This is a genomic window from Micromonospora sp. NPDC003241 (assembly GCF_053589795.1).
The window spans coordinates 113,975-134,017 of sequence record NZ_JBSFSO010000003.1; the positions used below are offsets into that span (position 1 = coordinate 113,975).

At 71.4% G+C, this 20,043-nt stretch carries 15 protein-coding genes; 10 read left to right on the forward strand and 5 right to left on the reverse strand.

The window, feature by feature from the left end; translation table 11 throughout:
- Nucleotides 1–43 precede the first annotated feature (43 nt).
- Entirely contained in the window at nucleotides 44–1,033 is a 990-nt protein-coding gene (selD, locus tag ACWDVW_RS03835; RefSeq protein WP_449944435.1) for a selenide, water dikinase SelD, read from the forward strand.
- A 300-nt stretch (nucleotides 1,034–1,333) separates the two neighbouring features.
- Nucleotides 1,334–1,813, forward strand: coding sequence for a hypothetical protein (locus ACWDVW_RS03840; RefSeq protein ID WP_396745135.1), 480 nt, complete (start codon nucleotides 1,334–1,336; stop codon nucleotides 1,811–1,813).
- A gap of 163 nt (nucleotides 1,814–1,976) precedes the next feature.
- Here ACWDVW_RS03840 and ACWDVW_RS03845 read toward each other — a convergent pair whose 3' ends face one another.
- Nucleotides 1,977–2,195 carry a DUF2277 family protein gene (locus ACWDVW_RS03845; protein ID WP_117226614.1) on the reverse strand — a complete coding sequence of 73 codons (219 nt, stop codon included), beginning with the start codon at nucleotides 2,193–2,195 and terminating at the stop codon, nucleotides 1,977–1,979.
- A gap of 51 nt (nucleotides 2,196–2,246) precedes the next feature.
- Here ACWDVW_RS03845 and miaB point away from each other — a divergent pair, with 51 nt between their 5' ends.
- Entirely contained in the window at nucleotides 2,247–3,752 is a 1,506-nt protein-coding gene (gene miaB / locus ACWDVW_RS03850) for a tRNA (N6-isopentenyl adenosine(37)-C2)-methylthiotransferase MiaB (protein WP_449944440.1), read from the forward strand.
- Nucleotides 3,753–3,798: 46 nt separating this feature from the next.
- On the opposite strand, the gene ACWDVW_RS03855 is transcribed toward miaB, so the two are convergent.
- Both ACWDVW_RS03855 and ACWDVW_RS03860 read right to left on the reverse strand, forming a co-directional pair.
- Nucleotides 3,799–5,232, reverse strand: a complete 1,434-nt coding sequence (locus tag ACWDVW_RS03855) for a pectate lyase family protein (RefSeq protein ID WP_449944443.1) — start codon at nucleotides 5,230–5,232, stop codon at nucleotides 3,799–3,801.
- A 419-nt stretch (nucleotides 5,233–5,651) separates the two neighbouring features.
- Nucleotides 5,652–6,860 carry a DUF349 domain-containing protein gene (locus ACWDVW_RS03860; protein WP_449944446.1) on the reverse strand — a complete coding sequence of 403 codons (1,209 nt, stop codon included), beginning with the start codon at nucleotides 6,858–6,860 and terminating at the stop codon, nucleotides 5,652–5,654.
- A 258-nt stretch (nucleotides 6,861–7,118) separates the two neighbouring features.
- On the opposite strand from ACWDVW_RS03860, the gene ACWDVW_RS03865 reads away from it, so the two are divergent.
- From ACWDVW_RS03865 to dapF, 3 genes are read left to right on the forward strand one after another with little or no spacing between them, the layout of a single operon-like run.
- Nucleotides 7,119–7,886: a hypothetical protein gene (locus tag ACWDVW_RS03865; protein WP_449944448.1), complete on the forward strand. Its 768-nt coding sequence runs from the start codon at nucleotides 7,119–7,121 to the stop codon at nucleotides 7,884–7,886.
- Nucleotides 7,883–8,800: a tRNA (adenosine(37)-N6)-dimethylallyltransferase MiaA gene (gene miaA, locus ACWDVW_RS03870; RefSeq protein ID WP_449944450.1), complete on the forward strand. Its 918-nt coding sequence runs from the start codon at nucleotides 7,883–7,885 to the stop codon at nucleotides 8,798–8,800. The genes ACWDVW_RS03865 and miaA overlap by 4 nt, the downstream gene beginning before the upstream one ends.
- Before the next feature lie 8 nt (nucleotides 8,801–8,808).
- A complete protein-coding gene (dapF, locus tag ACWDVW_RS03875) occupies nucleotides 8,809–9,642 on the forward strand; it encodes a diaminopimelate epimerase (protein WP_449944453.1) in 834 nt (277 codons plus the stop codon).
- A gap of 221 nt (nucleotides 9,643–9,863) precedes the next feature.
- Here the strand turns inward: dapF and ACWDVW_RS03880 are convergent, their stop codons facing one another.
- On the reverse strand, nucleotides 9,864–11,336 hold the full coding sequence (locus tag ACWDVW_RS03880) for an NAD-dependent malic enzyme (RefSeq protein ID WP_396745111.1): 1,473 nt from the start codon (nucleotides 11,334–11,336) through the stop codon (nucleotides 9,864–9,866).
- A gap of 174 nt (nucleotides 11,337–11,510) precedes the next feature.
- Here ACWDVW_RS03880 and hflX point away from each other — a divergent pair, with 174 nt between their 5' ends.
- A complete protein-coding gene (hflX, locus tag ACWDVW_RS03885; protein WP_449944457.1) occupies nucleotides 11,511–12,962 on the forward strand; it encodes a GTPase HflX in 1,452 nt (483 codons plus the stop codon).
- Between the two features lie 52 nt (nucleotides 12,963–13,014).
- Complete coding sequence (locus tag ACWDVW_RS03890; RefSeq protein ID WP_449944460.1) at nucleotides 13,015–14,997, forward strand: hypothetical protein; 1,983 nt, start codon at nucleotides 13,015–13,017, stop codon at nucleotides 14,995–14,997.
- Between the two features lie 109 nt (nucleotides 14,998–15,106).
- Here the strand turns inward: ACWDVW_RS03890 and lexA are convergent, their stop codons facing one another.
- On the reverse strand, nucleotides 15,107–15,886 hold the full coding sequence (lexA, locus tag ACWDVW_RS03895) for a transcriptional repressor LexA (RefSeq protein WP_449944463.1): 780 nt from the start codon (nucleotides 15,884–15,886) through the stop codon (nucleotides 15,107–15,109).
- Nucleotides 15,887–16,453: 567 nt separating this feature from the next.
- On the opposite strand from lexA, the gene nrdR reads away from it, so the two are divergent.
- Together nrdR and ACWDVW_RS03905 are read left to right on the forward strand one after the other, a co-directional pair.
- The gene (gene nrdR / locus ACWDVW_RS03900; RefSeq protein ID WP_350693877.1) at nucleotides 16,454–16,942 is read left to right on the forward strand and encodes a transcriptional regulator NrdR; all 489 of its coding nucleotides are present in this window, start codon (nucleotides 16,454–16,456) and stop codon (nucleotides 16,940–16,942) included.
- A gap of 70 nt (nucleotides 16,943–17,012) precedes the next feature.
- The gene (locus ACWDVW_RS03905) at nucleotides 17,013–19,889 is read left to right on the forward strand and encodes a vitamin B12-dependent ribonucleotide reductase (protein ID WP_396745442.1); all 2,877 of its coding nucleotides are present in this window, start codon (nucleotides 17,013–17,015) and stop codon (nucleotides 19,887–19,889) included.
- The last annotated feature ends 154 nt before the right edge of the window (nucleotides 19,890–20,043 follow it).

Consider the following 20,043-nt stretch of genomic DNA (forward strand, 5'->3'; position numbering starts at 1 on the left):
GTCAGCGGTGGTGCTCACGCCCAGTGACGGAGATCATGGGCTGATGACTGAACGGGTGCGGCTGACGCGGTACGCCCGAGGCGGCGGATGCGCCTGCAAGATCCCACCGGGCGAGCTGGAGGCGATGGTGGCCGGGCTCGGTCCCGCCGCCGGCGCGGCCGACCTGCTGGTCGGGCTCGATCACGGCGACGACGCCGCGGTGGTCCGGCTGGACGAGCGGACCGGCGTGGTGACCACCGCCGACTTCTTCACCCCGGTGGTGGACGACGCGTACGACTGGGGTCGGATCGCCGCCACCAACGCGCTCTCCGACGTGTACGCGATGGGCGGCACCCCGTTGGTGGCGCTCAATCTGCTCTGCTGGCCCCGTGACGTACTGCCGCTCGAATTGGCCCGCGAGGTGCTGCGCGGCGGCCGGGACGTGGCCCAGGAGGCCGGCTGCCACCTGGCCGGCGGACACAGCGTGGACGACGACGGCCCCAAGTACGGGCTGGCCGTCACCGGTCTGGTCCGGCCGGAGGAGCTGATCACCCTCGACGGCGGGCGGGCCGGGCTGCCGCTCTCGCTGACCAAGCCGCTCGGTGTCGGCGTGCTCAACACCCGGCACAAGAACACCGGGGAGAGCTTCCCCGAGGCGGTCGCCGCGATGACCACACTCAACCGGGACGCGGCCCGGGCGGCGGTGGCGGCCGGGGTGCGCTGCGGCACCGACGTGACCGGATTCGGTCTGCTCGGCCACGCGTCGAAACTGGCCCGGGCCAGCGAACTCACCGTGGTGATCGACACCGCTCGGGTGCCCTATCTGGCCGGCGCCGCCGAGGCGGTGCGCGACGGGTACGTCAGCGGCGGCTCCCGCCGCAACCTCGAATGGGTGACCCCGTGGACCGACTTCGGCGCGGTCGGTGAGGCCGAGCGACTGCTGTTGGCCGACGCGCAGACCTCGGGCGGTCTGCTGGTGGCCGGCGAGGTGCCGGGCGCCCCGGTGATCGGCGAGCTGCGGCCGCGCAGCGAGCACCGGATCGTCCTGCGCTGACGGCGGGCCGGGCCGGTCCGTAGGTGATGGGCTGATGGCTGGCCGAGGCCCGGATTCCTGCGCTGATCCGCGCCGAGCACCGGGTGCGCTGTGCCGACCCGGCGAGCCGCTGCGTGGAAGCGCGGACCATACCCGATAAACTGTCACCTTCCCGCTACCCGCAGCGATCCAGCGACGGGAAATTTTGCCCAGAATGGTCACAGACCGGTAACTTGCCCCCGGCTTGGGGCAAATGCCCCCCACCATCGTCAGTAAGGCCCGATCCGGAGGCCGGTGGAACGAGCACAGCGAGGAGGCGGCATGACCGAGCTGTGGAACTGGAGAATCGACCAGGTACGACCGGCGGAGGTCTACCCGGCACTGGCCGAGGCGCTCGGTCGGGTGGTCATGCCCCTGGCCGTGGCCGATCCGGCCCGGTTGCCAACGTACGCGGTGATCTGCGACGTGTGGCAGGCACCGGGGGAGTTCGCCACGATCGTGGACTGTTACGGCGTACCCGACGGGTTGCCCGAGTTGCCCAGCGTCGCGGCGCTGGCCCGGCTGCTCGACCGCAACTGCCTGCTGCGCGACGACACGCTCGACGAGACCCGGCACCTGCTGGTCGCTCCCGACGGCAGCATCCGGCCGGTGCACTTCGACGTGCGGGAGACCGACGACGGTGAGGTGCTCAGCGAGCGTCGCCTCTGCACCGAGGCCGACGCGCGCTGCCGGGGCTGGTCCCGGTGCCGGGGCTCGCGGTGGACCCCGGACTCGGTGAACCCCGCCCTCGCCGCCGCCTGAGGTGTAAGGAAGGGCCCCCTGTTAACGCCTCGTGCATAGCACGGGCCCCCTCTTAACGGCACGAGCCGTCAGCGCGAGGGTTGCCGTTAACAAGGGACCCTTCCTCTACCGCAGGCGTTAACAAGGTGCCCTTCCTTGCACTGCCAGCCAGCGATGTGCGGCGTCAGCTGGGGCGGGCGCCACGGACCACGAGTTCGTCGAGCAGCGTGCGGGTGGCGGCGGCGACCGCGGCCACCGCGGCGTCGAACGCGGCGGCGTTGTGCGCCGCCGGCGCCCGGAATCCGGAGATCTTCCGGACGTACTGCAACGCCGCGGCCTCCACGTCCGCGTCGGTGACCTGCGGGGTGTACGGCTCACGCAGAGTCTTGATGCTCCGGCACACGGCTCCTCCTCGTTCCGACCGTTCCACGGGTCCGGCTACGCTTTGCACGTCATGACTACCGCAGCGGCGGGCGGCCCGCGCACCTACCAGGTGCGCACCTACGGCTGCCAGATGAACGTGCACGACTCCGAGCGCATTTCCGGCCTGCTCGAACAGGCGGGCTACGTCCGTGCGGGCGGGGCCGACGACAACCCGGACGTGGTGGTGTTCAACACCTGCGCGGTCCGCGAGAACGCCGACAACCGACTGTACGGCAACCTGGGGCACCTGCGGCCGGTCAAGGACCGGCACCCGGGCATGCAGATCGCGGTCGGTGGCTGCCTGGCCCAGAAGGACCGCGGCGAGATCGTCCGCAAGGCGCCCTGGGTCGACGTGGTCTTCGGCACCCACAACATCGGCTCGCTGCCGGTGCTGCTGGAACGGGCCCGGCACAACACGGCCGCCGAGGTGGAGATCCTCGAAGCCCTCGACGTGTTCCCGTCGACGCTGCCGACCCGCCGCGAGTCGACGTACGCCGGGTGGGTGTCGATCTCGGTGGGGTGCAACAACACCTGCACCTTCTGCATCGTGCCGTCGCTGCGGGGCCGGGAGAAGGACCGCCGCCCCGGCGACATCCTCAGCGAGGTACGCGCGCTCGTCGACGAGGGCGTGCTGGAGGTGACGCTGCTCGGGCAGAACGTCAACTCGTACGGCGTGGAGTTCGGCGACCGGTACGCCTTCGGCAAGCTGCTGCGCGCCTGTGGGGAGATCGACGGGCTGGAGCGGGTCCGGTTCACCAGCCCGCACCCGAAGGACTTCACCGACGACGTGATCGCCGCGATGGCCGAGACGCCGAACGTCTGCCACTCGCTGCACATGCCGTTGCAGTCCGGCTCGGACGAGGTGCTGCGCGCGATGCGCCGGTCGTACCGGTCGGAGAAATACCTCGGGATCATCGAGAAGGTCCGCGCCGCCATGCCGGACGCGGCGATCACCACGGACATCATCGTCGGGTTCCCCGGCGAGACCGAGGCGGACTTCGCGCGCACCCTGGACGTGGTCCGCGAGTCCCGGTTCTCCTCCGCCTTCACGTTCCAGTACTCCAAGCGCCCCGGCACGCCCGCCGCGACCATGGACGGCCAACTGCCCAAGCAGGTCGTGCAGGAGCGGTACGAGCGGTTGATCGCCTGCGTCGAGGAGATCACCTGGGCGGAGAACCGCAAGCTGGTCGGCGAGACCGTCGAGGTGCTGGTCGCCGTCGGGGAGGGCCGCAAGGACGAGCGCACCGGCCGGATGTCCGGCCGGGCGCGCGACGGCCGGCTGGTGCACTTCGCGACCGGTTCGGTCGAGCCGGGTGCGATCCGGCCTGGCGACATCGTGCACACCGCGATCACCTATGCCGCCCCGCACCACCTCAACGCCGACGGGGAGCCGCTGTCGCACCGGCGGACCCGGGCCGGTGACGCGGCCGAGGCGGGTCGCTCGCCGCGTACCCCCGGGGTGTTGCTCGGGCTGCCGTCGGTGGGCGCGCCGGCCGCGGTGCCCGCGCCGACGGGCGGCTGCGCCGTCGCACCCTGAGAGCCGGTCGGGGCCCGGCCTGCCGCGCCCCGACCGACCCGCGCGGTCAGACCGAGATCCGTCCGGCGCCCGCGCCGCCCGTCACGATCGACTTGACGTTGCTCGGCGTGTCCAGGGTGTACGCGTACGGGATGCCGGCCACGCTGCCGCCACTCTGTCCGCTGCCCGAGTTGACGAAGTGGTTGTTGCGGGCCACCAGTGAGCCGGGGCCGGAGTCGCCCTCACCACGGTGGAACGGGTCGGGGGTGTTCTCGAAGTAGTTGCCCTCGACCAGCACACCGGCGTTCATCGTGGACGCTACGCCGTAGCCGCGCACGTTGCTGTAGAAGTTGTTGTAGACGTGCACCGGGTTGCCGAAGCGGACCCGGGGGTTACGCTGGTTGCTGCCGTCGAACCAGTTGTGGTGGTACGACACCCGCAGCTTGCCGACGTCCTGGCCGGCGTTGTCGTCGCTGTGCCCGAGCAGCATGGTCTTGTCGTGGCTGAACACCCGGTTCCACGACACCGTGATGAAGTCGGAGCCGCGCTTGATGTCGACCGCGCCGTCGTAACCACTGCTGAAGGTGTTGTGGTCGACCCAGATGTTGGTGGCCGACTGCTCGATGTTGATCGCGTCGTCGCCCCAGTTGCGGAACGTCAGGTTCCGGATGATGACGTTGCGGTCACCGTTGATGGTGAGGCCGCACCCGACGATCGTCGCGCCCGCGTTGCCGAGGATGGTCTTGTTGGACCGGACCCGCAGCATCCCCGAGCAGTTGATGGTGCCGGAGACCCGGATCACCGCCGCGCTGCTGGAGCCGAGCGCGCTGGTCAGCGCCGAGGCGGTGGTCACCGTGGTGGTGCCGGCGCTGCCGCCGCCGCTGGTGCCGCCGTTCTGGGTGGCCCAGCCGACGAGTCCGGTCTGCGGGCCGGGGTTCGGCGGGGGCGTGGTGCCACCCCCGAGCCGGACCAACTGCCAGCGCTGGTTGGCGCCGTCGATGTCGGCGTACTGCGAGACGATCCCACCGTCGGCGGTGGACCACTGCCATACCTCAAGGGCCTTGTTGCTGTGCCGGCTGATGAACCGGACGTCGCCGTTGGCGGAGTCCGCGAGCCGGAAGTGCTGCTTGGTGTCACTGCTCGCGGTGACCTGGGTGACCTGCACGCCGTCGTTCGAGTTGGGGATGCTCACGACCTTGCCGGAGTGCCGGTTGCGGAGCTGGTAGTAGCCGCTGCCCACGTCGACGAACTGGAACTGCTGGTTGTTGCCGTCGGCGCGGGTGAACTGCCGGATCTCGCCACCGTCGGCGGTGGACCAGTTCCACAGGTCCATCGCCTTGCCGCTGTTGCGGTTCACGAACACGTAGTACGCACTGGTGTCGACGGTCGCCGCCGTGGCCGGGGCGGCCGTCACCGCGACGAGCGCCGTGGGCAGCGCGACCGCCGTGGCGGCCAGCGCCGCGAGTCGCCGGGTCAGGCGACGCGTGACGAATGCAAGCACGGAGATTTCTCCTCATCCTCGGGTACGCGGAACGGGCCGGACGACGCGTGGTGTTCGCGGATCGACTGTCGCTGCCCGGACGCGTCCGCGATGCGGCCCGCCACGATCGGGTGCCGGTGGTGTGTCCCGTGGCGTCGGCCTCGATGCGTCGACCGGTCGGCAGGGGGTACGCCCCGGCGCCGGTGACTGCCCTGCCCAGTGGCAGCGGTGCCGTGGCGGTCGCGGAGTGCGGCCTGCCGTCGGACGAAGTGGGTCGGAGTGGCTCGGCGTGTCTGGCCCCGGAGGGCAAACGCTTTCCCCAGGTAACCATAGAATCAGCTCGATGTAAATGTCGTACGTTCACATCGCCCTGACCAGGAGGTTCGGCGATGGAGAAACCCCGGCTCCCACACCGGGAACCGGGGTTGTCCGAGCTGCGCTCAGCCGGCCTGTTCGGCCAACTGGAGGAACTGCCGCTTGGAGGCGAGCGCCTGCTCGGCCTCCTTGATCCGTCGGGCGTCGCCGGCCGCCTGGGCGCGGGCCAGCCGCTCCTCGGCCTCGGCCACCTGGGACCGCATCTGGGCCAGCAGCGGGTTGTCCTCGCGGGTGGTCCGGCGCCAGGCCGAGTCCATCACCTCGCGGACCTTCTCGTCGATGGCCCGCAGCCGGCGCTCCAGCCCGGCCGCCGCCTCCCGGGGAACGCGGCCGGCCTCGTGCCACTGCGCCTGGATGTCCCGCAGCTTGGCCTGCGCGCCCTTCGGGTCGCCCTCGACGTCGAGCGCCTCGGCCTCGGCGAGCAGCGCCTGCTTGCGCTCCAGGTTGGCGCGCTGCTCGTTGTCGCGGGCCGAGAAGACCTCACTGCGCCGGGTGAAGAAGGCGTCCTGCGCGGCCCGGAACCTCTCCCACAGCCGCTGCTCGGCCTCCTTGGAGGCGCGCGGTGCGGCCTTCCACTGGTTCATCAGCTCCTTGAGCTGGTTGGCCGTGGACGCCCAGTCGGTCGAGTCGGAGATCTTCTCGGCCTCGGCGACCAGCTCCTCCTTGACCGTCTGCGCCTGCTTGCGCTGCGAGTCCAAGGAGGCGAAGTGGGCGCCCCGGCGGCGAGTGAAACCGTCCCGGGCGGCGGCGAAACGCTTCCACAGCTCGCCGTCGGTCTTCTTGTCGACCCCCCGGATGGTCTTCCACTCGTCGAGGATCTCCTTGAGCCGGTCGCCGGCGGTCTTCCAACCGGTCGACTCGGCGGCCAGCTTCTCCGCCTCCTCGACCAGCGTGGTCTTGCGCGCCAGGGCCTCGCTGCGGGCGGCCTCCTTGGCGGCCCGCGCCTCACCGGCCTTCTCCTCGGCCACCGTGGCGAGCTTGTCGAGCCGCGCGGCGAGGGCGTCGATGTCGCCGACCACGTGCGCCTCGGCCAGCGACCCGCGGATACGCCGGATGGTGCTCAGCGAATGGTTGGCGTCCGCCGCGCCGGAGTTGAGCCGCGCCTCGGTCAGATCCACCTCGGTCACCAGGTCGGCGAAGCGGCGCGCGAAGTGCGCCAACCCCTCCTCCGGCGCTCCCGCCTGCCAGGATCCGACCACCCGCTCGCCCTCGGCGGTCTTGACATAGACGGTGCCGTCCGCGTCCACCCGTCCGAAGGCAGTCCAGTCGCTCATGTGCCCATCCTCGATCTCCCGGTGCCCAGGGAGCAGCCTCCCGGGCCCGCCACGGCGCAGTCAAAGTTCTCCGGGCATTGTCACAGGTCCGCCCCGGTCCGCGTCGAGCGCCTATCGCCGACCGTGACCATACGGTGTCCTAGCTCTCTGTCGTCACCGTCCGAACCGGCGTGCCGATTTTCGCCGAACGGCGTACGGCCGAGGGCCCGCCGGCCGGTGCGCGGCGGTCCCGGCCGGCCCGCCCGATACGGTTGCCTGGTGCCACTGGTCGCCGCCGCCGTCTGCCCCCACCCACCGCTGCTGATCCCCGAGGTGGCCGGTGCCGCCGCGCCCGAACTGGACGATCTGCGCGCCGCCTGCGACGCCGCCGTCGCCCGGCTGCTCGACTCGGGCGCGCGCGACGTGCTGGTGGTCGGTGCCGGCGATCACACCGCCGACCTCGACCCCCCGTTCCGGGGCAGCCTCGTGCCCTGGGGCCTGCCGCTGGAGGTACGCCTCGGCGACCTCCCCGGTGACCGGCCCGGCACCGACCGCCTACCGCTCGGCCTGCTCGTCGGCGCCTGGCTGCTGAACCGTCACCCGTCGCCCGCGACCGGCGACGCGCTGGACCGCCACCCGTCGCCCGCGACCGGCGACGCGACGTGGCGCATGTCGACCGTGGCCGCCGACGCGCCGGTCGAGACGTGCGCCGACCTGGGTGCCCGCCTCGTGTCTGGCCGACCGTGGGCGCTGCTGGTGATGGGCGACGGGTCGGCCTGCCGGGGCGAGAAGGCACCCGGCTACGCCGACCCGCGCGCCGAGGCGTACGACGAGACGGTCGCCCAAGCCCTCGCCGACGCGGACGCCGACGCGCTGCTCGGCCTGGACCCCGCCCTGTCCTCGCAGCTCAAGGCCGCCGGGCGGGCGCCCTGGCAGGTGCTCGCCGGTGCGGCGCGGGCGAGCGGCGGCGACTGGCGCGGCGCGCTGCGCCACCACAGCGCCCCCTACGGCGTGGCCTACCTCGTGGCCAACTGGGAGCGGGCATGAGTGCCCCGGGCCCGGTCGTCGCGGTGGTCGGGCCGACCGCGGCGGGCAAGTCGGCACTGAGCATCGCGCTGGCGCACGCGCTCGGCGGCGAGGTGGTCAACGCCGACTCGATGCAGCTCTACCGGGGTCTGGACATCGGCACCGCCAAGCTCACCGTCGCCGAACGCGAGGGCGTGCCACACCACCTGCTGGACCTCTGGGAGGTGACCGAGCCGGCCAGCGTCGCGGAGTACCAGCGGCTGGCCCGCGCGGCGATCGACGACATCTCGGCCCGGGGCCGGGTGCCGCTGCTGGTCGGCGGCTCCGGGCTGTACGTGCGGGCGGTGCTGGAGCGGTTCGAGTTCCCCGGCACCGACCCGGCGCTGCGGGAACGCCTGGAGGGTGAGCTGGCCGCCGTCGGCCCGGCACCGCTGTACGCGCGGCTGCGCGCGGCCGACCCGGCGGCGGCGGCCGGCATCCTGCCCGGCAACGGCCGGCGGATCGTCCGGGCGCTGGAGGTGATCGAGCTGACCGGCCGACCCTTCACCGCCGCCCTGCCGGAACCGACGCCTTACTATCCGGCCGTCCAACTCGGCGTCGACCTGGACACCGCCCTGCTGGACGAGCGCATCGCCCTGCGGGTGGACCGGATGTGGGCCGACGGCCTGGTCGCCGAGACCCGCGAACTGGTCGGTCAGGGCCTTTCGCAGGGGCGTACGGCCAGCCGGGCGCTCGGTTACCAACAGGTGCTGCGCTTCCTCGCCGGTGAGCTGACCGAGGCCGAGGCGCACGACGAGACGATCCGGGCCACCCGTCGCTTCGTCCGCCGCCAACGCTCCTGGTTCCGCCGCGACCCCCGCGTACGCTGGCTCGACTCGGCCGATCCGGGACTGATCGAGGCCGCCCTCGGAACGGTCCGCGCCGCTGCGCCATGATGGAAGGCGTGGAGTTCACCAAGGGACACGGCACCGCCAACGACTTCGTGATCCTGCCCGACCCGGACGGCGCGCTCGACCTGACGCCCGAACTGGTGGCGACGATCTGCGACCGGCGACGCGGCCTCGGCGGGGACGGCGTGCTGCGCGTGGTCCGCGCCGCCAAGCACCCCGACGGCGTCGCCCTGGCCGGCGAGGCCGAGTGGTTCATGGACTATTGGAACTCCGACGGGTCCTTCGCCGAGATGTGCGGCAACGGCACCCGGGTCTTCGTCCGGTACCTCCTGGAGACCGGGCTGGCCGCGCCGAGCGGCGGCGACCTGCCGGTGGCCACCCGCGCCGGCATCGTGCGGGCCCGGGTCGACGGCGACACCGTCGCCGTCCAGATGCGGCGTCCCCGGTTGTACGCGGCCTCGACGGCCGCCCTGGGCGGGCTGACCCTGCCCGGCACGGCGGTGGACGTCGGCAATCCGCACCTGGTCTGCCCGCTGCCCGCCGGCCTGGACCTCGCCGGCCTGGACCTGACCCGGGCGCCCCACGTCGACGAGGACCTCTTCCCGCACGGGGTGAACGTCGAGTTCACCGCCGCCGGTGACGCCGTCGACGGCGGTGACCCGCACGTGCTGATGCGCGTCTACGAGCGCGGCTCGGCCGAGACCCTCTCCTGCGGCACCGGCGCGTGCGCGGTCGCCGCCGTCGCCCTGCACGAGGCCGGCCGGGAGACCGGCACGGTCGCGGTCGACGTGCCCGGCGGCCGCCTCACGGTGACCGTCGACGAGGACTCCTGCTGGCTCTCCGGCCCCGCCGTCCTCGTGGCCACCGGCACCCTCACCCTCGCCTGACCACTCCCGCCCCCTCCGCCACCCCGCCCACCCCGCACCCCTCACCCCGCACCCACTCACCGCGTCGATCATGGAGTTGTGGTTGACGTTGTGACCTACTTGGGGGGCTTTGTCTGCGCCACAACTCCATGATCGGCGAACCAGGCGGCCTTCGGGGGAGGCGTGCGATGCCGGGCGGCCGCGTCCAGGGTTGCCGGGCGCGGTCGGAGCCGGGGCGGGACTCAGGGGGTGGCGGAGGCGCTGGCGGCGATCTCGGGGAGGTCGGCCGGGCCCGGGTCGGCGGCGGGCGGCGGGGTGACGGCCGGGTTCTGGGCGGCGGCGCGGACGGCGGCGGCCACCGCCGGGGCCACCCGGGAGTCGAAGACGCTGGGTACGATGACCGTGGGGTTGATCTTCTCCTCGCCGACCACGTCGGCGATGGCCCGAGCGGCGGCCAGCGCCATCTCCTCGGTGAACTCCTCGGCGTGCGCGTCGAGCATGCCGCGGAACACGCCCGGGAAGGCGAGCACGTTGTTGATCTGGTTCGGCTGGTCGGAGCGGCCGGTGGCGACCACAGCGGCGTGCTTGCGCGCCTCCCGGGGGTCGACCTCCGGGTCCGGGTTGGCCAGCGCGAAGACGATCGAGTCCTTGGCCATGGTGGCGACGTCGTCGCCGGTGAGCAGGTTCGGCGCGCTCACCCCGATGAAGACGTCCGCGCCGTTCAGCGCACCGGCCAGGTCGCCCGAGTAGCCGTCCCGGTTGGTGTTCTCGGCCAGCCACTGCCAGGCCGAGTTGAGACCGGTCTGGCCACGGTGCAGGGCGCCCTGCCGGTCGCACGCGATGATGTCGCCGACGCCCTGGCGCAGCAGCAGCTTCATGATCGCGGTGCCCGCCGCGCCGGCTCCGGAGACCACCACCCGTACGTCGGCGAGTTGCTTGCCCACGACGCGCAGTGCGTTGGTCAACGCGGCGAGTACGCAGATCGCGGTGCCGTGCTGGTCGTCGTGGAAGACCGGGATGTCCAGCGCCTCGCGCAGCCGCGCCTCGATCTCGAAGCAGCGCGGCGCGGCGATGTCCTCCAGGTTGATCCCGCCGTACGCGGGCGCGATCGCCTTCACGATGGCGACGATCTCGTCGGTGTCCTGGGTGTCCAGCACCACCGGCCAGGCGTCGACCCCGCCGAACCGCTTGAACAGCGCCGCCTTGCCCTCCATCACCGGCAGGGAGGCGGCCGGGCCGAGGTTGCCCAGCCCGAGCACGGCCGAGCCGTCGCTGACCACGGCGACCGTGTTGCGCTTGATGGTCAGTCGTCGGGCGTCGGCCGGGTTCTCCGCGATCGCCTGGCAGACCCGCGCCACCCCCGGGGTGTACGCCCGGGACAGCTCGTCCCGGGTCCGCAGCGCCACCTTCGAGCTGACCTCAATCTTGCCGCCCAGGTGCAGCAGGAACGTCCGGTCGGAGACCTTGCGCACGTCCACGCCGTCCAGCGCGGTGAGCGCGTCCACGACCTGGTCGGCGTGCCCGGCGTCGGCGGTGTCGCAGGTGAGGTCGACGATCACGTGGGTCGGGTCGGAGTCGACCACGTCCAGCGCGGTGACGATGGCCCCGGCCTCGCCCACGGAGGTGGTCAACCGGCCGATCGAGGACGCATCGGCGGGTACGGCGATCCGGATCGTGATCGAGAATCCGGCACTGGGCAGTCGGGTGGTGGGCACGCGGATCCCCTCCGTCGGCGCTGAACGGCTCGCCCATTTCTACTCGCCCTGGTTGGGAGGCTGGCAGCCGCCCCCGCCTTTGCCCGTTCCCGCGGTGGGCATATAGCAGGTGCACCGCGCGTTGACACATGTCAGGATTGCTCGGTACATGCACAGAACGGACAGGAGAGACGCTTGCGCGACCAGGAGACCCACGTTCCATTTCCCGACGACGAGCTCGACGCCACCACCACCGGTGATTACGAGCTCTCCGAACGGCAGGCACTGCGACGGGTCCCCGGCCTCTCCACCGAGCTGACCGACGTCACCGAGGTCGAATACCGCCAGCTCCGGCTGGAGCGGGTGGTCCTGGTCGGCGTCTGGACCGAAGGCAGCCAGACCGACGCGGAGAACTCCCTGACCGAGCTGGCCGCGCTGGCCGAGACCGCCGGTTCGCAGGTGCTCGAAGGGCTGATCCAGCGGCGTACCCGGCCGGACCCGGCCACCTACATCGGGCGGGGCAAGGTCGACGACCTGGGCTCGGTGGTGCTCTCCGCCGGTGCCGACACGGTCATCTGCGACGGTGAGTTGTCCCCGTCCCAGCTCCGCAACCTGGAGCAGCGCACCAAGGTCAAGGTGGTCGACCGGACGGCGCTGATCCTCGACATCTTCGCCCAGCACGCCAAGAGCAAGGAGGGCCGGGCCCAGGTCGAGCTGGCCCAGCTCGAATACCTCCTGCCCCGCCTGCGTGGTTGGGGCGAGACGCTGTCCCGGCAGACCGGTGGTTCCGGCCGTGGCGGCGGCGCCGGTGGCGGCGTGGGTGTGCGTGGTCCCGGTGAGACCAAGCTGGAGACCGACCGGCGGCGCATCCGCCACCGCATCGCCCGGCTCCGCCGCGAGATCAAGGCCATGCGGACGGTACGCGAGACCAAGCGCGCCCGCCGTACCCGTAACGCCGTGCCGGCGGTGGCCATCGCCGGCTACACCAACGCCGGCAAGTCGAGCCTGCTCAACCGGCTCACCGGTGCCGGCGTACTGGTCGAGGACGCGCTCTTCGCCACGCTCGACCCGACCACCCGCCGCTCCACCACCGCCGACGGGCGGGTCTACACGCTGTCGGACACGGTCGGGTTCGTCCGGCACCTGCCGCACCAGATCGTCGAGGCGTTCCGCTCGACCCTGGAGGAGGTCGCCGAGGCCGACCTGGTGGTGCACGTGGTCGACGGTGCCCACCCCGATCCGCAGGAGCAGGTCCGGGCGGTCCGCGAGGTGCTCGGCGAGGTCGGTGCCGACCGGCTGCCCGAGCTGTTGGTGGTCAACAAGACCGACGCCGCCGACGAGGAGACCCTGCTGCACCTCAAGCGGCTCTGGCCGGAGGCGATCTTCGTCTCCGCGCACCGCGGTCGCGGCATCGACGAGCTGCGGACGGCGATCGAGCAGCGGCTGCCACGCCCGGCGGTGGAGTTGCGGGTGGTGCTGCCGTACGAGCGGGGTGACCTGGTGGCCCGTCTGCACCGACAGGGCGAGGTACTCAGCACCGCGCACCTGGCCGAGGGCACCATGCTGCACGTACGCGTCAACGAGGCGCTCGCCGCCGAACTGTCCACGTACGTCGACGCGACGCAGGCGGTTCGTGCCGCGCGGTGACCGCCCAGCCGCGTCACCCGAAGGAAACGTCGGGCGTGCGACACTTCCTTTCATGCACCGCACTGTTTCCTCGGTCACGGTTGCGCTCGGCCTGTTCGGGGCCACCGTGGCGGTCACCGGCGTCACTCTCGCCGCGCCCGGGTCGTCGCCACCCGCGTACGCCGCATCGCCGGTGACCGATGTCGGCTCGCCGACCGTATCGACCGACGTGGGGCCGGTGCTCGCCGCTGGCGCCGTCGCTCCGGCAGCGGTGCCGATGGCCGCCGCGCCGCTCGCGGCCGCGCCCAAGAAGCAGTGTTCGGTCACCGACTCGCGGCTGCGGGAGATGTCCGGCCTGGTGGTCACCCGCAACGGGTACATCGTGATCAACGACAGCACCGACCAGGACAGCCGCAAGCGGGTCTTCTACCTCAACAAGGACTGCGACGTCACCCGCGAGGTCCGTTACTCGGGTGCGGGGCCGTTCGACACCGAGGACCTCGCCGTCTCGCCGGACGGCAACACGTTGTGGATCGCCGACACCGGTGACAACATCACCAGCCGGGAGCGCCGCAAGCGGGTCGCGGTCTGGAGCATGCCGATCAACGGCAGCAAGTCGCCGGTCCTGCACCGGCTGGCGTACCCGGACGGCAAGCCCCGCGACGCCGAGGCGCTGCTGATCGGCGACGACAACCTGCCGTTGATCATCACGAAGGTCACCTCCGGCAAGGCGGAGATCTTCACCGCCGACGGTGCGCTCAAGACCGGTGACACCGAGCCGGTGCCGATGAAGAAGCTCGGCGACATCGAGCTGCCCAAGACCGACACCGAGAACCCACTGAGCACCTTCGGGCGGGTGGCGATCACCGGTGCGGCCCGGTCCCCGGACGGCACCCGGGTGGCGCTGCGCACGTACGCCGACGCCTTCGAGTACGACGTGCAGAACGGCGACATCGTCGCCGCGCTGACCACCACCACGCCCCGGGTGACTCCGCTGGCCGACCCGTTCGGCGAGGCGATCGCGTACTCGACCGACGGCAGGACCTTCCTGACCGTCTCCGACGCGGGGCATCTCGACGACAACGAGCCGGTCGACATCCTCAGCTACACGCCGTCCACCGAGGGCCCGAAGAACCTTGCCGACGACCCGGACGCGGTGAAGAACGCGGCCGGCCGGTCGTGGTTCGACGGGCTGACCCTGGACGACATCACCTACCTGATCGCCACCGTCGGCGTGCTCGGCGCGTTGCTGGTGGGCGCCGGCATCTTCGGCATCCTGCGGGCCCGCAAGCGTCCGGTGCCGGCCGGCAAGAGCCGCGACGGCGACGATGACGACGACGATCCGAGCCGCAAGGACGACGGCCTCGGCCCGAAGGACCGGGGTCGGGGCGCGGTGTACGGCGGCGCCCAGTCCGGTGCCGTCTACGGCGGGTCGGCGAAGGGCGACCGGCCCGAGGGTGCCCGGTCGGGTGCGGTCTACGGCGGTGGCCGTCCGGCCGGTGCCAACGGCTCCCGCCCGGCTCAGGGCGGAGGTGTCTACGGCGGCGGAGGTGGTGGTGGCCGCTCCGGCGACCAGGGTGGCCGGTCGGGTGGTGAGGGCGGCCCGGTCTACGGTGGCGGCCGTCCCGGCGGCGGTGGCCGCTCGTCGCAGGGCGGCGGCGGACGCCCGGCTCAGGGTGGCGGGAGCCGCTCCGGTGGTGGGGTCTACGGCGGCGGCGGCGGTGGTGGCCGGGCTGGCGGACCGCCCGGTGGCGGTGGCCGCAGCGGTGGTGCCCCGGGCGGCGGTGCCCCGGGCGGTGGCCGTGGCGGTGGGATGCCCAGTGGCGGCGGCCGGGGAGGTGGCGCGCCCGGCGGCGGTGGCCGCGCGAACGGGACGCCCGGCGGTGGACGGGGTGGACAGCCCGGTGGAGGCCGTGCCGAACCGCCCCGGCGGGGTGGACCCGGCGGCGAGCCGGACCACCGGGGCCGGCGTTCCGGCCGCTACCGCGAGGACGGCGACGAGCCGTACGGCCAGATGCCGGGCGGCAACTACGGCTACCGAGGCGACCGGTACTGACGGCGACCGGTACTGACGGCGACCGGTACTGACGGCGACCGGTACTGACGGCGACCGGTACTGACGGCGACCGGTACTGACCTCGGGTCAGCACCGGCCGCGTGGTCGTTCAGATCCGGCGTAGCACCGCGACGACCCGGCCCATGATGGTGGCGTCGTCACCCGGGATCGGGTCGAAGGCCGGGTTCTGCGGCATCAGCCAGACGTGGCCGTCGCGCCGCCGGTAGGTCTTCACGGTCGCCTCGCCGTCCAGCATGGCGGCGACGATCTCGCCGGAGTCGGCGGTCGGCTGCTGCCGGACGACCACCCAGTCGCCGTCGCAGATCGCCGCGTCGAGCATCGAGTCGCCCTTGACCTGGAGCATGAAGACCTCGCCCTCGCCGACCAACTCGCGAGGCAGCGGGAAGACCTCCTCCATCGACTGCTCGGCGAGGATCGGCCCACCGGCGGCGATCCGGCCGAGCATCGGCACGTACGCCGGGGTGGGGCGTTGCGAGCGGGTCAGCTCGTCGTCGACGTTGGGGGAGCGGACGTCGACCGCGCGCGGCCGGTTCGGGTCGCGCCGCAGGAAGCCCTTCTTCTCCAGCTCCTTGAGCTGGTAGGCGACGCTGGACGGGGAGACCAGCCCGACCGCCTCGCCGATCTCGCGCACGCTCGGCGGGTAGCCGTGCCGCTCCACCCAGGTGCGGATGAAGTCGAGGATGCGTCGCTGACGGGCGGTCAGGTCGACGGTCGCCGGGTCGGGGAAGCCGCTGACCACCGGGGTCACCGGGCGTACGGCGGGCTGCCCGGAGCGGGCGCGGGTGACGCTGCGGCGACGGGCGGCCGGCGGACCCGCCTCGATGCTCTGCTGCGGGCTCTGCGGCCGGTTGGCCCGGTCCTCGGTCACGTCCGTCCTCCCTGGTCGGCGCTGGGGTGCCTCGGCGGCTCGTGGTGCGCACGGTGATCTGTCGGCCGGTGCGGCGACCATGGTCACCTCCGGTTGTTCATGACCGTATCGGTGGGATCGGTCATTTTCAAACATCTGTACGACCTATCTCCGCGTGTCGGGCCGGAAAAGCGCGACAGTCGTACGTCCGTTCTGATAAATGGTACGCGGAGTCGAACGCGTGTTCGACCCGGTACGGATAGTCGGTGATCCTGTCCGGCCGGACGGTAACTCCCGCCGCCGGTCCGCGTTGGGTTCTCGGGTCGGTTGGAGAGGGGGGAGTGGGTGGGTTGTCAGGTGACGCGCCGGACACGCCGGTCAACTTGACCTCGGATCGCCAGCGGCATAGGTTCGACCCCTAGATGTAGTAGTCACATGGGCGTAAGTCGCCTACAGGTTGGGTTCGACTACCCACCGCACTTTCCGCACCGCCGAGCCGGCGGCCGTCCTGCGGGGCGGCTCCGCCGTCCCTGCGTGTGCCCGGAGGCGGATGGGGGCGTACCCGAAGTCGATCAAGGAGGTCGGGCGATGCGGTGTCCGTACTGCCGGCACGCCGACTCCCGGGTGGTCGACTCGCGGGAGGCGGACGACGGACAGTTGATCCGTCGGCGGCGCTCCTGCCCGGAGTGCGGCAAACGGTTCACCACCGTCGAGGAGGCGGTGCTGGCGGTGGTCAAGCGCAGCGGGGTGACCGAGCCGTTCAGCCGGACGAAGATCATCGGCGGAGTGCGCAAGGCGTGCCAGGGGCGACCGGTCGACGAGGACTCGATCGCGATCCTGGCGCAGCGGGTCGAGGAGACCATTCGCGCCAAGGGGGCCGCCGAGATCCCGAGCCACGATGTCGGGCTGGCCATCCTGGGTCCCCTGCGGGACCTGGACGAGGTCGCCTACCTGCGGTTCGCCAGCGTCTACCGGTCGTTCGACTCGCTCGCCGACTTCGAGCAGGAGATCGAGACGCTGCGGGCCGCCGCGCGCGCCCGGGAGGGCGCCGGGGCCGAGACGGCCCACGCGCAGTGAACGTCTGAGCAGCAGCAGTAGTGACAGTCGGATCGCGCGGGGTGCCCGCGTGAGCGAGGGGGCGGATGAGATGCCGGGGGACGGTGTGACAACAAGCAGGTCACGGAACAAGACGAACGCGGGCCTCAAGGTGGACCGGGTCTGGACCACCGAGGGCGTGCACCCGTACGACGAGGTCGCCTGGGAGCGCCGCGACGTCGTGATGACCAACTGGCGGGACGGCTCGATCAACTTCGAGCAGCGCGGGGTGGAGTACCCGGAGAGCTGGAGCGTCAACGCGGCCAACATCGTGACCACCAAGTACTTCCGGGGCGCGGTGGGCACCCCGGAGCGGGAGTGGTCGCTCAAGCAGTTGATCGACCGGGTGGTCACCACCTACCGCACCGCGGGTGAGGAGTACGGCTACTTCGCCTCCCCGGCCGACGCCGAGGTCTTCGCCCATGAGCTGACCTGGATGCTGCTGCACCAGGTGTTCAGCTTCAACTCGCCGGTCTGGTTCAACGTCGGTACGCCGTCGCCGCAGCAGGTCAGCGCCTGCTTCATCCTCGCCGTCGACGACTCGATGGACTCCATCCTGGACTGGTACAAGGAGGAGGGGCTGATCTTCAAGGGCGGCTCCGGCTCCGGGGTGAACCTCTCCCGGATCCGCTCCTCCCGGGAGCTGCTCTCCTCCGGCGGCACCGCCTCCGGTCCGGTCAGCTTCATGCGTGGCGCGGACGCGAGCGCCGGCACCATCAAGTCCGGTGGCGCCACCCGGCGGGCGGCCAAGATGGTCATCCTCGACGTCGACCACCCGGACATCGAGGAGTTCGTGGTCACCAAGGCGCGCGAGGAGGACAAGATCCGCGCGCTGCGCGACGCCGGGTTCGACATGGACCTGGGCGGCGCCGACATCGTCAGCGTGCAGTACCAGAACGCCAACAACTCGGTCCGGGTCTCCGACGAGTTCATGGCGGCGGTCGAGCAGGGCGGCGGCTTCGACCTGCGCGGCCGGCTCGACGGCGCGGTGATCGAGACCATCGACGCGCAGAAGCTGTTCCGCACCATCTCCCAGGCCGCCTGGGAGTGCGCCGACCCCGGCCTGCAGTACGACGACACCATCAACGACTGGCACACCTGCCCGGAGACCGGCCGGATCACCGCGTCGAACCCGTGCTCGGAGTACCTGCACCTGGACAACTCCTCGTGCAACCTGGCCTCGTTGAACCTGATGAAGTTCCTCCGCGCCGACGGTGGCTTCGAGGTGGAGAAGTTCGTCCGCAGCGTCGAGATGGTCATCACTGCGATGGACATCTCGATCTGCTTCGCCGACTTCCCGACCGAGAAGATCGGGGAGACCACCCGGGCCTACCGGCAGCTCGGCATCGGGTACGCCAACCTCGGTGCCCTGCTGATGGCCTCCGGCCTGCCGTACGACTCGGACCAGGGTCGTTCGCTGTCCGCCGCGATCACCTCGCTGATGACCGGCACGGCGTACCGCCGCTCGGCCGAGCTGGCCGGCATCGTCGGCGCGTACGACGGGTACGCGCGCAACGCCGAGCCGCACAAGCGGGTCATGCGCAAGCACGCCGCCGCCAACGACCAGATCAAGCCGGCCGGCACGGTGGCCACCGCGGTGGTGCGCGAGGCCACCAAGCAGTGGACCCAGGGCAACAAGATCGGTGACAAGAATGGCTGGCGGAACTCGCAGGCCAGCGTGCTCGCCCCGACCGGCACCATCGGCCTGATGATGGACTGCGACACCACCGGTGTGGAGCCGGACCTGGCGCTGGTCAAGTTCAAGAAGCTGGTCGGCGGCGGCTCGATGCAGATCGTCAACCAGACCGTGCCGCGCGCCCTGCGCAGCCTCGGATACCCCGAGGAGCAGGTGGAGGCGATCGTCGAGCACATCTCCGACCAGGGGCACGTGGTGGACGCCCCCGGCCTCAAGCCGGAGCACTACCCGGTCTTCGACTGCGCCATGGGCGAGCGGTCCATCGCCCCGATGGGCCACGTGCGGATGATGGCGGCGGTCCAGCCGTTCATCTCCGGCGCCATCTCCAAGACGGTCAACATGCCGGAGCAGGCGACCGTCGCCGACGTCGAGAAGATCTACTTCGAGGGCTGGAAGCTCGGCCTCAAGGCGCTGGCGATCTACCGGGACAACTGCAAGGTCGGTCAGCCGCTGTCGGTGGCGAAGAAGAAGACCGCCGCGCCGGAGGCGACCGTCACCGCGGTCGAGCCGGTGGTGGAGAAGGTCGTCGAGTACCGCCCGGTGCGCAAGCGGCTGCCGAAGAAGCGTCCGTCGGAGACCATCTCCTTCTCGGTCGGTGGCGCCGAGGGCTACCTCACCGCCTCGTCCTACCCGGACGACGGCCTCGGCGAGGTCTTCCTCAAGATGTCGAAGCAGGGCTCCACCCTGGCCGGGGTGATGGACGCCTTCTCGGTGGCCATCTCCATCGGCCTGCAGTACGGCGTCCCGTTGGAGACGTACGTCAGCAAGTTCACCAACATGCGCTTCGAGCCGGCCGGCATGACCGACGACCCGGACGTGCGGATGGCCGCCTCGGTGATGGACTACATCTTCCGTCGCCTGGCACTGGACTTCCTGCCCTACGAGCGCCGCGCCGAGATCGGCATCTTCACCGCCAAGGAGCGGGCCGCCCAGCTCGCCGCCGAGGCGGAGGCGGAGGCCAACGGCACGGACCTCACCGCGATGGCCGCCTCCGCACCGGTGGAGACCCCCACCGAGCCGAGGGTCGGCCCGGTCGCCCAGCCGGCCCAGGAACTCGCCGACGCCGCCGCGATCAAGCCGGCACCGTCGGTCGGTTCCAGCACCGAGCTGCTGGAGGCCGTGATCGGCAAGGCCGCCGACGCACCGCTCTGCTTCACCTGCGGTACGAAGATGCGCCCGGCCGGTAGCTGCTACGTCTGCGAGGGCTGCGGCTCCACCAGCGGCTGCAGCTGACCTGGTCGGATGCACCGAAGCAATGTTCGACAAAGCCTCTTATTCATAGCGGAATGTCGAGCATGTGAGTAAGTAGTTGAGGCGGGCACGCCAATGCCCGCCTCAACTGAGGGTCGCTACGCAACCCATGCTGCAGCGATAGCGTACGGCCCTC